This window comes from Streptomyces sp. CT34, assembly GCF_000805335.1.
Classification (GTDB): domain Bacteria; phylum Actinomycetota; class Actinomycetes; order Streptomycetales; family Streptomycetaceae; genus Streptomyces.
The window spans coordinates 2,108,422-2,121,609 of the sequence record NZ_KN708638.1 but is presented as its reverse complement, the minus strand read 5'-3'; the positions used below and the strand labels follow the sequence as shown (position 1 = coordinate 2,121,609).

Annotated in this window: 15 protein-coding genes; 11 read left to right on the top strand and 4 right to left on the bottom strand. The window is 73.8% G+C overall.

Translation table 11 applies throughout. The features are described 5' to 3' along the window. Positions 1-41: 41 nt before the first annotated feature. Positions 42-206 (bottom strand): hypothetical protein, encoded by a 165-nt coding sequence (locus tag RZ84_RS39610; protein ID WP_198539960.1) that lies wholly within the window; start codon positions 204-206, stop codon positions 42-44. A 269-nt stretch (positions 207-475) separates the two neighbouring features. Here RZ84_RS39610 and RZ84_RS09460 point away from each other — a divergent pair, with 269 nt between their 5' ends. From RZ84_RS09460 to RZ84_RS09445, 4 genes are all read left to right on the top strand, one after another. Beyond that, positions 476-1,765 carry an NYN domain-containing protein gene (locus RZ84_RS09460; protein ID WP_043263929.1) on the top strand — a complete coding sequence of 430 codons (1,290 nt, stop codon included), beginning with the start codon at positions 476-478 and terminating at the stop codon, positions 1,763-1,765. A 95-nt stretch (positions 1,766-1,860) separates the two neighbouring features. Continuing rightward, complete coding sequence (locus RZ84_RS09455; protein WP_043263928.1) at positions 1,861-2,850, top strand: ABC transporter ATP-binding protein; 990 nt, start codon at positions 1,861-1,863, stop codon at positions 2,848-2,850. 187 nt (positions 2,851-3,037) lie between these two features. Next, on the top strand, positions 3,038-3,847 hold the full coding sequence (locus RZ84_RS09450) for an ABC transporter permease (protein ID WP_107068098.1): 810 nt from the start codon (positions 3,038-3,040) through the stop codon (positions 3,845-3,847). Between the two features lie 68 nt (positions 3,848-3,915). Beyond that, on the top strand, positions 3,916-4,572 hold the full coding sequence (locus tag RZ84_RS09445; protein WP_043263927.1) for a DUF2567 domain-containing protein: 657 nt from the start codon (positions 3,916-3,918) through the stop codon (positions 4,570-4,572). 205 nt (positions 4,573-4,777) lie between these two features. Here the strand turns inward: RZ84_RS09445 and ybaK are convergent, their stop codons facing one another. From ybaK to RZ84_RS09430, 3 genes are all read right to left on the bottom strand, one after another. Continuing rightward, positions 4,778-5,293, bottom strand: a complete 516-nt coding sequence (gene ybaK, locus RZ84_RS09440; RefSeq protein WP_043263926.1) for a Cys-tRNA(Pro) deacylase — start codon at positions 5,291-5,293, stop codon at positions 4,778-4,780. Between the two features lie 94 nt (positions 5,294-5,387). Continuing rightward, positions 5,388-6,140, bottom strand: a complete 753-nt coding sequence (locus tag RZ84_RS09435) for an LON peptidase substrate-binding domain-containing protein (protein WP_043263925.1) — start codon at positions 6,138-6,140, stop codon at positions 5,388-5,390. A gap of 58 nt (positions 6,141-6,198) precedes the next feature. Then, entirely contained in the window at positions 6,199-7,800 is a 1,602-nt protein-coding gene (locus RZ84_RS09430; protein ID WP_043263924.1) for a hypothetical protein, read from the bottom strand. A 322-nt stretch (positions 7,801-8,122) separates the two neighbouring features. Here RZ84_RS09430 and hisD point away from each other — a divergent pair, with 322 nt between their 5' ends. The 7 genes from hisD to RZ84_RS09395 are packed head-to-tail and all read left to right on the top strand — an operon-like array spanning position 8,123 to position 13,188. Continuing rightward, positions 8,123-9,448 (top strand): histidinol dehydrogenase, encoded by a 1,326-nt coding sequence (gene hisD, locus RZ84_RS09425; protein WP_043263923.1) that lies wholly within the window; start codon positions 8,123-8,125, stop codon positions 9,446-9,448. 26 nt (positions 9,449-9,474) lie between these two features. Then, positions 9,475-10,608: a histidinol-phosphate transaminase gene (locus tag RZ84_RS09420; RefSeq protein WP_043269472.1), complete on the top strand. Its 1,134-nt coding sequence runs from the start codon at positions 9,475-9,477 to the stop codon at positions 10,606-10,608. Continuing rightward, positions 10,605-11,210 (top strand): imidazoleglycerol-phosphate dehydratase HisB, encoded by a 606-nt coding sequence (gene hisB / locus RZ84_RS09415; RefSeq protein WP_043263922.1) that lies wholly within the window; start codon positions 10,605-10,607, stop codon positions 11,208-11,210. Before RZ84_RS09420 ends, hisB begins: the two co-directional genes overlap by 4 nt. Continuing rightward, positions 11,210-11,374 carry a hypothetical protein gene (locus tag RZ84_RS39605; RefSeq protein ID WP_043263921.1) on the top strand — a complete coding sequence of 55 codons (165 nt, stop codon included), beginning with the start codon at positions 11,210-11,212 and terminating at the stop codon, positions 11,372-11,374. Before hisB ends, RZ84_RS39605 begins: the two co-directional genes overlap by 1 nt. Then, positions 11,365-12,021, top strand: coding sequence for an imidazole glycerol phosphate synthase subunit HisH (gene hisH / locus RZ84_RS09405; RefSeq protein WP_078893653.1), 657 nt, complete (start codon positions 11,365-11,367; stop codon positions 12,019-12,021). Before RZ84_RS39605 ends, hisH begins: the two co-directional genes overlap by 10 nt. Continuing rightward, positions 12,021-12,755 (top strand): bifunctional 1-(5-phosphoribosyl)-5-((5-phosphoribosylamino)methylideneamino)imidazole-4-carboxamide isomerase/phosphoribosylanthranilate isomerase PriA, encoded by a 735-nt coding sequence (gene priA / locus RZ84_RS09400; RefSeq protein WP_043263919.1) that lies wholly within the window; start codon positions 12,021-12,023, stop codon positions 12,753-12,755. Before hisH ends, priA begins: the two co-directional genes overlap by 1 nt. Before the next feature lie 22 nt (positions 12,756-12,777). After that, positions 12,778-13,188 (top strand): Rid family hydrolase, encoded by a 411-nt coding sequence (locus RZ84_RS09395; protein WP_043263918.1) that lies wholly within the window; start codon positions 12,778-12,780, stop codon positions 13,186-13,188.

Here is a 13,188-nt window from a genome sequence, read left to right as displayed (position 1 = left end):
TGCGGCATACGTCAGTTGGGACGTCGACCGGCGCCGCGGTGTCAGTTGTGACCGAACCGCCGCTGGTGCTTGCGTGCGACGTCCGCCGGGCTTCCCTGGGCTTGCGAGTGGGAGATGGCCTCGATGGTCGACTTCTCCGACTGCTGCTGGCCGCGTTCGGCCTCGCTCGCCTTGGGTTGCTTCCGGTCCTTCTTGTTCTTGGCCATGATCGTGCCTCCTGAGGGGGATCCTGGGATCGGCCGGAATCAGACTTACACGCCGGACAGATCCCTGCATTTCGGGCAATTACCCTGCGTAATAACGACAGTTACGCGCCGTACGCGGAATCACCGCCGAATCCGCCACGCCGATGATCGAGTTCGCGCAGATAACCCCCGTTTGGTCGGGCAGACTCGAAGGAAGCCGAAGAGAACTCGTGCCACGGGCCGAGCCGGGGGGCGACCGGACTTCAGCACCTCAGGGAAGAGGGTGGAACGTGGACCGCTGCGTCGTCCTGGTGGACGCCGGGTATTTGCTCGGTGCCGCCGCCAGCCTGCTCGCCGGAGAACCCGCCCGTTCCCGGATCACCGTCGACCACGCCGCCCTCATCCAGGGCCTGCGCCAGCGCGCCGAGGCGGACACCGAACGGCCGCTGCTGAGGATCTACTGGTTCGACGGCGCCCCCGACCGCGTCCCGCAGCCCGAGCACCGCCGGCTGCGGGTGATGCCCCGGGTCACCGTCCGGCTGGGCGCCCTGACCCGCAGCGACGGGCGCTGGGCGCAGAAGGGGGTGGACGCCGCCATGCACGCCGAGCTGACCGAGCTCGCCCGCAACCGCGCCTGCTCCGACATCGTGCTGGTCACCGGCGACGGCGACCTGCTGCCCGGACTGATGTCCGCCAAGGAGCACGGCGTCGCCGTCCACCTCTGGGCCGTGCAGGCCGCCGACGGGGACTACAACCAGTCGGAGGACCTGGTCGCCGAGGCCGACGAGCGGCGCGTACTGGACCGGGCCTGGATCACCCGCGCGGTCCGCCCCAAGGAGCTCGGCGGCCCGTGCGCCCCGCCGCCCGCCCCGCGCCCCGAGATCGCCGCGATCCTCTCCGCCCCGCTGCCCGAGTCCGCGGTGGCCGCGGCAGCCGCCGCGGCCGGGCCCGGCCCGGACCCCGACACCGGCGGCCACGGCGGGACCAACGGCACGGCCCGCCCCGCTCCCGGCGACGGGCGCGACGACCCGGCCGGCGAGGCGGGCTCCGGTGCCTCGCGGGGCGTGCCCACCCCCAAGGACCTGGCCGGACTCGGCCGGGCGCACGCCGCGGGCCAGGGCCCCGCCGGCAACGGCGGCCAGCCCGCCGCCACCCCCGCCGCGACGCTGCGCTGGTCCTCCGACAAGGGCTGGGTCGAGCGCGGCGGCCCGCTCGGGGAGCCCTCCGAGACCGCCCTGTTGCCCACCCTCGCCCAGCTGACCAGCGCCGAGCAGCGCTGGGCCGACCGGGAGGAGGACATCACCGCGGTCAGCGGCGACCCCTTCGAGGTCGGCCAGGTCTTCGCCCGCCGCTGGACCGAGCGGCTCTCCGAGACCGCCCACCTCCAGCAGCTCTCGACGGAGTACCCGCGCATCCCGCACCGCATCGACGGCGAACTGCTGCGCTACGCCGCCCGGTTCGGGCTGCTCGCGCACAAGGACGACCAGATCGACGAGCACGACCGGTACGCGATCCGGGCCGGTTTCTGGCGCGAGGTCGACCTCCGCACGGCCGCGGAACACGCCCCGGCCGCGGACTGACCGGTGCGCCCGGCGCCCGCGCCGCCCGGCCCCGCGGGCGGGGCGGCGGGCGGGGCGGCGTACCCTCATAGCTCGTGAAGACGGGCGCAACACAGGTGGAGCGCGGCGTACCGGTGTGCGCCGTGCGGGACCTGGTCAAGACCTACCCCGCGCTGCGCGGGCGGCGCGGGGCGGCGCAGGCGCCCCCGGTACGCGCCAGTGACGGCATCACCCTCGACGTCCGGCGCGGCGAGATCTTCGGGCTGCTCGGCCCCAACGGCGCCGGCAAGTCCACCCTGGTCCGCCAGCTGACCGGGCTGCTGCGCCCGGACTCCGGGAGCATCTCCGTACTCGGCCACGATCTGGTCCGCCACCCCGAGCGGGCCGCCCGGCTGCTCGGCTACCTGGGACAGGAGTCCACCGCGCTCGACGAACTGACCGTCGCCCTGGCCGTGGAGACCACCGGCCGGCTGCGCGGCCTGGGCGCCCGCGAGGCGCGCGCCGAACGGGACGCGGTGATCGACGAGCTGGGCCTGGCGGACCTCGCCGGGCGGGCGCTGAAGAAGCTGTCCGGCGGGCAGCGGCGGCTGGCCTGCTTCGCCACCGCGCTGATCGGCGAACGGCCGCTGCTGGTGCTGGACGAGCCGACCACCGGGATGGACCCGGTCGCCCGGCGCGCCGTGTGGGCCGCGGTGGACCGCCGCCGGGCCGAGCGCGGCGCCACCGTCCTCCTGGTCACCCACAACGTCCTGGAGGCCGAGAGCGTGCTGGACCGGGTCGCGGTGATCGACCGCGGCCGGGTCATCGCCTGTGACACGCCCGGCGGCCTGAAGGAGCTGGTGGGGGAGGAGGTCCGGCTGGAGCTGGTCTGGCGGGACCGCCCCCCGCTCGACGTCCCCGAAGTCGCCGCCCTCGGCGCCGCCGCCCGCGCCGCCGGCCGTCGCTGGACCCTGCGCCTCCCCGCCGACCAGGCCCGCTCCGCGGTCACCGCGGTCACCGCGGGCCCCGCCTTCGCGGCCCTCGACGACTTCACCCTGGCCACGCCGAGCCTGGAGGACGTGTACCTGGCGCTGGGCGGGCGCGCGGAGGGTCTGGTGAAGGCGTGAGGGGCAGTCGGGTACCGGCCGGGGGTCCGGGGGTTGCCCCCGGGGGATGGCAGTCCGGCGCTGGGCGGGCGCGCGGCGGGGCTGGTGAAGGCGTGAGCGGCGCGGGGCGCGGCGGCGCGCGGTCCTGGCCCCCGGCGGCGATGTCGGGACGACGAGACGACCACGAGAGCCGGGTGACGACGTGAGTGTGGTTCCCGCCCGGGCGGTGGCCGCGTCCGGGGCAGGGCCGGACGACGGCGCCGCCGCCCCGCTGGCGCCGCGGGCCCGGCTGCTGCCCTCGCTGGGCGCCGTCTACCGCGCCCAGCTCTCCCGGGCCCGGGTCGCCCGGATACCGCTGCTGTTCGTCGCCACCTTCCAGTCCGTCGGGATCATGGTGCTGCTGCGCGGTGTGGTCAGCGGCGGCGACCCGGCCCGGTCGGTGGTCTCCGGCTCCGCCGTACTGGTCGTCGCCTTCGTGGCGCTCAACCTGCTGGCGCAGTACTTCGGTCAGCTGCGGGCCGGCGGCGGGCTCGACCACTACGCGACGCTGCCGGTGCCGCCGGCCGCCGTGGTGCTCGGGGCGGCCGGCGCCTACGCCTCGTTCACGGTGCCGGGGACGGTGGCCACCGCGGTCGTCGGCTCGCTGCTCTTCCAGCTGCCGATGGCTCATCTATGGGTGCTGGCGGCCGTCGTCCCGCTGTCCGGCGCGGCGCTCTCCGGTCTCGGCGCGGCCCTCGGGCTGCTCGCACCGCGCCAGGAACTCGCCACCCTCTGCGGCCAGTTGGGCATGTCGGCGGCGCTGCTGCTGGGCGTGCTGCCGGCCGGCCGGATGCCCGAGGCGATCGGCTGGGCGCGCGATCTGCTGCCCTCGACCTACGGGGTGGAGGCGCTGGCGCACAGCTTCGCGCCGCGCCCCGACTGGTTCGTGGTCTGCGCCGACCTGGGCGTCTGCGCCGCCGTCGGGGTGCTCTCGCTGACCGTCGCGACCTGGGCGTACCGCCGGGCGGCGGCCCGGTGACCGGCGTGACCGGCCCGACCGGGCGTCCTGCTGCCGGGGCCACCGCGCGGACCTGGCACGATGACGGGGTGACCGCACCGCAGACGCCCCCCGACGGCCAGCCGCCCGAAGAACCGCACCCGTCCGATCCGCACCCGTCCGATCCGGCCCCCGACGCCGCACCGGACGGCGGCGGCCCCGAACGCGCCCGCGAGCTGCGCGAGGGCGTGCTGATCGCGCTGCTGGTGGCGCTGAGCGGGGCGCTGCTGGGGGTGCTGTGGGCCTGGCTGGCACCGCGCATCCCGCTGATCGCGGACACCCACAACGTCTACCTCAAGAACACCGAGGGCGAGGAGGCGATCGGCGCGGACGGCACCTTCGTCCTGCTGGGCCTGGCCTTCGGCGTGGTGACCGCCGCCGCGGTGTTCTTCTTCCGGCGGCGCGGCGGCATCCCGCTGGTGGTCTCGCTGGCCGCCGGCGGACTGCTGGGCGCCGCGCTCGGCTGGCTGGTCGGGATGTGGCTGGGGCCCACCCCGGACGTGGTCGCGCACGCCCGGCAGGTCGGGCCCGGGGTGGTCTTCGACGGCCCGCTGCGGCTCCAGGCGAAGGGCGCGCTGCTGGCCTGGCCGATCGCGTCGATGCTGACGCTGCTGGCGCTGGTCGGGCTGTTCGGGCCGCGCGACCCGGAGCCGGAGTGGCCGGAGTGGTCCGCCCGGCCGCAGCAGGAGCCACCGGCCGGCGACTGACGCCCGGCCGGTGGGTCCCTTCTTCAGGACGTGGCCGCCGTGCCTCAGGACGGCCGGCGCCCGTGATTGGCCCGGCCCTTCCTGATGCGCCACTTCCGCTTGCGGGTCCTCTTCGACATGGCGTACCTCCTCCCCGGTCGTAGCCGAGGAATAGCCGAGGAAGGCAGTGCCGTAAAGGGCGTGCGCCGGCCATGCCGGGCGGCGGTCAGCCGCGGGCGATCGGCGCGATCCGTGCGCCGGTCAGCGCGACCAGGTCGGCCGGCGCCAGCTCGACCTCCAGGCCGCGCCGCCCCGCCGAGACGCACACCGTCGGCCGGCCCTGCGCCGAGGCGTCCACGACCGTGCGCAGCCGCCTGCGCTGGCCGAGCGGCGAGATCCCGCCCAGGACGTAGCCGGTGCTGCGCTCGGCCGCCGCCGGATCGGCCATCGCGGCCCGCTTGCCGCCCACCGCGGCGGCCAGCGCCTTCAGATCGAGCGAGCCGGAGACCGGCACCACGGCGACCGTGAGCGTGCCGTCGACATCCGCGAGCAGCGTCTTGAACACCTGGTCGGGACCGACCCCGAGCGCCTCGGCGGCCTCCTCGCCGTACGACGCGGCGGCCGGGTCGTGCTCGTAGGCATGGACCGTGAACGGGACCCCGGACGCGGCCAGCGCCACCGTCGCCGGGGTGCCGCCGGACTGCTGGCCGCCCTTCCTGCCCTGCTTCGTCTTCTTCGCCACCGCGGCATCGCCTCACTCGTACGGAACCCGGACCCGGGAGCGGGCGACCGGCCGGCCGCGCCGTGCCGGCGTCCGGACTCCCGGCCGCCGCAGGTCAGTTGGGGCTGTTCGGCTGCCGGGTCAGGTCCACGGCCGGCAGCGACGGGAGCTTATCGAGCAGCGCCGACTCGTGACGAAGCAGCTTCAGCTCCTGCCCGAGCCGGGCCGCGGTGTCCGGCGCCTCCAGCAGCCGCTGCTTGGCGGGCACGTCCAGGACGGCCGCCGCGGCGACCAGGTACGACAGCACCGACGGGTCGGCGGGCAGGTCCTGGCCGCTGGACAGGGTCCGCTCGTGCGCCCAGGCCAGCCGCTTCTGGTACGTGCGGAAGGCCCGGACGACGCCCGACGCCAGCGCGCCCGCGCCCTCGCCCTGGTCCTCCGCCAGCTCCGTCAGCTCGGCCGTCAGGTACGGCCCGGAGGCGTCGACCGAGTGCAGCCGGAAGCGGGTGGTGCCGGTGGCCAGGACCTCGTAGCCGGAGTCGGACCCCGAGCCGGAGGACTTCTCCCGGATGGTGGCGGCGTCCGCGATGCAGCCGACGGCGTGGAACGCCCGGATCGGGTCGTCGCCGAAGCCCGCGGCCGGGCCGTCGCCGGCCGGCAGGGTGGCGTCCGGCAGTCCGGGCGCGGTGGGCGCCACCTCGCGGCCGTCCCGGATGGCGATCACCGCGAACCGGCGGTCTTCCTCGGGCGCCGCCCGCAGATCGCGCATCATCGCCCGGTACCGCGCCTCGAAGACGTTCAGCGGGAGCACCAGTCCCGGGAACAGCACCGAGTTGAGGGGGAAGAGCGGCAGGCGAACGGAGGTCACAGCCGGTAAGCCTAGAGCCTGCGGCGGCGCGGGCCACCACCCCGTCCCCGTACCGGTGCTATTGCCGTTGCAGCAGCCGGGACGCACCGGTCGCCATGGTCGTCGCCAGCACCCACCCCGCCAGGATCATCACCGCCGCCACCCACTGGGCGACGCCGGCCGGCGCCCAGACCTCGCTCTGATGGAGATCCACCAGTGGCAGCAGCAGATCCAGCGAGTAGAGGTACGGGTTCCAGTGCGGCATCTCGTCGTGCTTGAGGAGCGGCGGCGGACAGGCCGAGAAGTACGCGGTGCCGATCGCCCACAGGACCGCCATCCACAGCGCGGCCCGCCCCGGCCGGTAGCCGTAGGCCACCGTCCAGTCCTGGAGGAACCCCCACGCCTTCGCCGCCAGCGGCAGCGTCTCGCGGCGCCGCCGCTGCTTGGCCAGCAGCACCTCCCGGGCGTCCGCGTCCTCGCCCATCGCGCGCAGCGAGGAGGCCAGCATCTCGTACGGCTCGGGCGCGTACTCGGGGGTCGCCGCGGCCACCCACTGGAGCCGCAGCGCGAGCGGGAAGTGGCCGCGCGGGATCAGCGTCTCGTAGGAGAAGCCGGCCATCATCAGCCCGCCCAGCCCCGGCCAGCTCGCCGACTTGTCGACGAGGTTGACGACCCGGGCGCCGGAGAGGATCACCCGGCCGCGCTGCGGGCGCTCGCTCAGGAACCGCAGCTCCGGCGTGTGGATGCGGCGCAGCGACAGCTCCTGGTCGGACTCCATCACGAACCGGGCGTGCTCCAGGTCCACCGCGTCCCCGAACCGCCCGTCGTCCAGCCGCACCCCGCCCTCGCACTCGAAGCGCTGCATCCGCGTGCCGCGCGCCGGGGTGTGGGTGATGCCGTACGGGGGTGTGGCGCTGCTGGAGAACGGGGAGTTGGCCAGGCCGGCGGCGGTCAGGTACAGGGTGCGCTCGACGGTCAGCTGGGGGGCGTTCAGCGCCCGGCGGCCGAACGGATTGCTCAGATGGCTGCCGCGCAGGCTCAGCGACACCCCGACGGTGGCGCCGCGCAACGACAGCTCGCCGTGCGACTCCAGCATCTCGGCCTGGAGGTCCTGGCCGACGGTCATCCCGTCCGCCGTGATCGAGCGGCCCTGCCGGTCCTTGTGCACCACGGCCTGGTTGAGCATCAGGTCGGTGCCGATGTGCGCGTCCGTCAGCCGGACCCCGGACTGCACCACACAGCGCGGCAGGTGCAGATCGCCCTCGGTGTGCAGCCGGGCCGCCTCCAGCCGGGGTATCGCGCAGTTCACCATCCGCAGCGTGGTGAACCGGCTCTCCGGCAGCACCACCTCGGCCTCGAAGCGGCAGTCCCGCAGCTCAACGAATGGCTTGATCCTGCCGCCCGCAAGGTCGAGAGTGTCCGTGATGTACGCCCCGGTCAGCTTGAGCGCGGAGACCCGGCCGGGCTGCGCCGGCGGCCCGTCGAGCAGCAGCAGCGCCAGGATCCGGGCCCGGACCCGGCGCTCCGGGCCCCACAGATGCTGCCCGTGCGGATCGTCGCGGGACGCCTCGCCGCCGTGCAGATCGCAGGTGCTGCCGTTGCGGAACGCCTGCCACATGCTCCATTCCGCCGAGGTCAGTCGCAGGTCGGCGGGCGCGTCGCCGTCCCTGGCTCCGGTCACGGTGGATCCCCCTTGCTGTGCGTGTCGGTGTGCCGTGCGGTACCGGTGTGTGCCGTGCCGCGCGCCGCGATGCGGCCCCGCGGCGTCGGGCTACCTGTTCGGACGCATCCCGGCGGGCCGTCTTCCCGCCCGCCCCACGGATGCCCCCGTACGCCCGCACCGTCCCCTTGCCCGTCCTGTGACCGGTTGAACACGTGTGGTCAGGGCCAACTCCGGTCAACTTTCGCGGGGCCGGGCCGCGGTCGTCCGGGCCGTGCGTGACTGCGTATCACTGAGTGATACGGCCGCTCGGCCCCGAGAGCGGGTCTGAGACACTGGTGGGGTGATCTCCCGAATCGATCTGCGCGGTGACGCCCTTCCCGAGGGCGGCGCCCTGCGCGACCTGCTGCCCCGTGCCGAGTTCGACGTGGAAGCCGCCCTGGAGAAGGTGCGGCCCATCTGCGAGGACGTACGCCATCGCGGCACCGCGGCGCTGATCGAGTACGCGCGGCGGTTCGACGGGGTCGAGATCGAGCGGGTGAAGGTGCCGGCCGAGGCGCTCACCAAGGCCCTCGACGCGCTGGACCCGGACGTCCGCGCCGCCCTGGAGGAGTCGATCCGACGCGCCCGGATCGTCCACCGCGAGCAGCGTCGCGGCGACGTCACGACCCGGGTCGTCCCCGGCGGCACGGTCACCGAGCGCTGGGTCCCGGTCGAGCGGGTCGGGCTGTACGTCCCCGGCGGCCGGTCGGTCTACCCCTCCTCCGTCGTCATGAACGTGGTCCCCGCGCAGGAGGCGGGCGTCGACGCGCTGGCCGTGGCCTCCCCGCCGCAGGTGGAGTTCGGCGGCCTGCCGCACCCGACGATCCTGGCCGCCTGCGCCCTCCTCGGCGTGGACGAGGTCTACGCCGCCGGCGGCGCCCAGGCCGTCGCGATGTTCGCCTACGGCACCGACGAGTGCGCCCCGGTCAACCTCGTCACCGGCCCCGGCAACATCTACGTCGCCGCCGCCAAGCGCCTCCTCAAGGGCCGTATCGGCATCGACTCCGAGGCCGGGCCCACCGAGATCGCGATCCTCGCCGACGAGACCGCCGACCCGGTGCACCTCGCCGCCGACCTGATCAGCCAGGCCGAGCACGACCCGATGGCCGCCGCCGTGCTGGTCACCGACTCCGCGGAGCTGGCCGAGCGCACCGAGAAGGAGCTCCGGCCGCAGATCGCGGCCACCAAGCACACCGAGGACCGGATCGTGCCGGCGCTCTCCGGCCGGCAGTCCGCGATCGTCCTCGTCGACGGCCTGGACGCCGGCCTGAAGGTGGTGGACGCGTACGGCGCCGAGCACCTGGAGATCCAGACCGAGAACGCCGCCGCGGTCGCCGCCCGGGTCCGCAACGCCGGCGCGATCTTCGTCGGCCCGTACGCCCCGGTGTCGCTCGGCGACTACTGCGCCGGCTCCAACCACGTCCTGCCCACCGGCGGCTGCGCCTGCCACTCCTCCGGGCTGTCGGTCCAGTCCTTCCTGCGCGGCATCCACGTCGTGGACTACTCGCGCGAGGCGCTGGCCGAGGTCGCCCACCATGTGGTGACCCTCGCCGAGGCCGAGGACCTCCCGGCCCACGGCGCGGCGGTCAAGGCGAGGTTCGGCTGGACGGTCCCCCAGAGCAAGTGAGCACGTACGTGACCAAGAACTCCCCCGTGTCCAGGATCGACGAGCTCCCCATCCGGGACGAGCTGCGCGGCAAGTCCCCTTACGGCGCACCGCAGTTGGACGTCCCGGTGCGCCTGAACACCAACGAGAACCCCTACCCGCTCCCCGAACCGCTGGTCCGGCGGATCGCCGAGCGGGTCACCGAGGCCGCCCGGCAGCTGAACCGCTACCCCGACCGGGACGCCGTCGAGCTGCGCACCGCGCTGGCCGGCTACCTCACCCGCACCGCCGGCCATGAGGTCACCGCCGCCCAGGTCTGGGCCGCCAACGGCTCCAACGAGATCATCCAGCAGCTGCTCCAGACCTTCGGCGGCCCCGGCCGCACCGCCATCGGGTTCGAGCCCTCGTACTCCATGCACGCGCTGATCTCGCGCGGCACCGGCACCGGCTGGATCTCCGGCCCGCGCAACGAAGACTTCACCATCGACGTCGAGGCGGCCGAGGCGGCCATCGCCGAGCGGCGGCCCGACGTGGTCTTCATCTGCTCGCCGAACAACCCGACCGGCACCGCCGTCGAGGCGGACACCGTCCTGGCGCTGTACGAGGCAGCGCAGGCCGCCCGGGCGGACTCCGCGGGGGCGCTGGTGGTGGTCGACGAGGCGTACGGCGAGTTCAGCCACCGGCCCTCGCTGCTGCCGCTGATCGAGGGCCGGCCGAACCTGGTGCTGTCCCGGACGATGTCCAAGGCGTTCGGCGCCGCCGGGCTGCGGCTGGGCTACCTGGCCGCCGACCCCGCCGTGGTCGACGCCGTCCAGCTGGTCCGGCTGCCGTACCACCTCTCGTCCGTCACCCAGGCCACCGCGCTCGCCGCCCTGGAGCACACCGACACGCTCCTGAAGTACGTCGAGCAGCTCAAGAGCGAGCGGGACCGGCTGGTCACCGCACTGCGGGCGATCGGCTGCCAGGTCGTCGCCTCGGACGCCAACTTCGTCCAGTTCGGCCTGTTCGACGACGCGCACGCCGTCTGGCAGGCGCTCCTCGACCACGGCGTACTCGTCCGTGACAACGGCGTACCGGGCTGGCTGCGGGTCACCGCCGGCACCCCGGCCGAGAACGATGCGTTCCTCGACGCGGTTCGCACGGTGTGGAAAGAACGCATCCCGAAGGAGAACAAGCGATGAGCGGGGCCACCGCCCGCGTGGGGCGCGTGGAGCGCACCACCAAGGAGACGACGGTGCTGGTCGAGATCGACCTCGACGGCACCGGCCAGGTCGACGTGTCGACCGGCGTCGGCTTCTACGACCACATGCTCGACCAGCTCGGCCGGCACGGCCTCTTCGACCTCAAGGTCAAGACCGACGGCGATCTGCACATCGACACCCACCACACCATCGAGGACACCGCCCTCGCGCTGGGTGCCGCCTTCAAGCAGGCCCTCGGCGACAAGGTCGGCATCTACCGCTTCGGCAACTGCACCGTCCCGCTGGACGAGTCGCTCGCCCAGGTCACCGTCGACCTCTCGGGGCGCCCGTACCTGGTGCACACCGAGCCGGAGAACATGGCGCCGATGATCGGCACCTACGACACGACGATGACCCGGCACATCTTCGAGTCCTTCGTCGCCCAGGCGCAGATCGCGCTGCACATCCACGTCCCCTACGGCCGCAACGCCCACCACATCGTGGAGTGCCAGTTCAAGGCGCTGGCCCGCGCCCTGCGCTACGCCAGCGAGCGCGACCCGCGCGCGGCCGGCATTCTGCCCTCCACGAAGGGCGCGCTCTGATGAACGGTCTGTCCACCGTCTTCATCCTCGTGGGCCTCTTCCTCGTCGGCGGTGTCTACTCCTTCTGGAAGCAGAAGCTGCCCAGGAGCGTGATCACCCTCATGGCCATCGCCTCCGCGATGTGCCTGGTCGCCGGTGTGATGCGGCTGGAGGTGTGGAATTGACCGCCTCGGCACCCCGTAAGAAGGTCGTCGTCTTCGACTACGGCTTCGGCAACATCCGCTCCGCCGAGCGCGCCCTGGCCCACGTCGGCGCGGAGGTGGAGGTCACCCGCGACTACGACACGGCCATGAAGGCCGACGGGCTGCTGGTCCCCGGCGTCGGCGCGTTCGCCGCCTGCATGCGCGGCCTCAAGGAGGCCCGCGGTGACTGGATCGTGGGCCGTCGGCTGTCCGGCGGCCGGCCGGTGATGGGCATCTGCGTCGGGATGCAGATCCTCTTCGGCCGCGGTATCGAGCACGGGGTGGAGACCGAGGGCCTGGACGAGTGGCCCGGCACGGTCGGCCCGCTCCGGGCCGAGGTCGTCCCGCACATGGGCTGGAACACCGTCCGCGCCGCCGAGGGCTCGCGGCTCTTCGCCGGGCTGCCCGCCGATGCCCGCTACTACTTCGTGCACTCCTACGCGGTGCACGACTGGGAGCTGGAGGTGGGCAACACCAACATCACCGCACCGAAGGTCACCTGGGCCACCCACGGCGAGCCGTTCGTGGCCGCGGTCGAGAACGGCCCGCTGTGGGCCACCCAGTTCCACCCCGAGAAGTCCGGCGACGCCGGCGCCCAGCTCCTGACCAATTGGATCGAGACCCTGTGATGTCCCCCTCCGCGAAGCAGCTCGAACTCCTCCCCGCCGTGGACGTCCGCGACGGCCAGGCGGTCCGCCTGGTGCACGGCGAGTCCGGCTCCGAGACCTCCTACGGCGACCCGCTCCAGGCCGCTCTCACCTGGCAGCGGGCCGGTGCCGAATGGCTGCACCTGGTCGACCTGGACGCCGCCTTCGGCACCGGCGACAACCGCGCGCAGATCGCCGAGGTCGCCCGCTCCATGGACATCAAGGTGGAGCTGTCCGGCGGCATCCGCGACGACGCCTCGCTGGCCGCCGCCCTGGCGACCGGCTGCACCCGCGTCAACATCGGCACCGCGGCGCTGGAGAACCCCGACTGGGTGGCCAGGATCATCGCCGAGCACGGCGACCGGATCGCGGTCGGCCTGGACGTGCGCGGCACGACCCTGCGCGGGCGCGGCTGGACCCGCGACGGCGGCGACCTCTACGAGACGCTGGCCCGCCTGGACTCCGAGGGCTGCGCCCGCTACGTCGTCACCGACATCAACAAGGACGGCACCCTCCAGGGCCCCAACCTGGAACTCCTCAAGAACGTCTGCGCGGCCACCGACCGCCCGGTCGTCGCCTCCGGCGGCGTCTCCTCCCTGGACGACCTGCGGGCGATCGCGACCCTGGTGCCGGAAGGTGTCGAGGGCGCCATCGTCGGCAAGGCGCTCTACGCGAAGGCGTTCACCCTGGAAGAGGCACTGAAGGCAGTGTCGTAACGGTCAACGGGAAGGCGGCGTGATGACCATCGAGCGCGTACGGACCGACAGTCCCTGGGAAGAGACCATTGGCTTCGCGCGCGCCGTGGCGGCCGGTGACCGGGTCCTGGTCGCCGGCACCCTGCCGCTGGTCGGCGGCGTCCTCCAGGGGGAGGGCGATCCCTACGTCCAGACCAGGGTCGCCTTCGGCAACGCGCTGGCGGCGCTGAAACCCTTCGGCCTGGGCGCCGCCGACGTGCTGCGCACCCGTGTGTACCTGACCCACCTGCGCGATGTGGACGCGGCCGGCCGCGCCCACCGCGAGCTCTTCGAGGCCGCGCCGCCCGCCGCGACCGTGCTCGTGGTCTCCGGCTTCGTCGACTCCCGCGTACTCGTCGAAGTAGAACTAGAAGCCTTCCGGGACCCGTCCCGGGAAACTGTCAGAGAGGGCTGA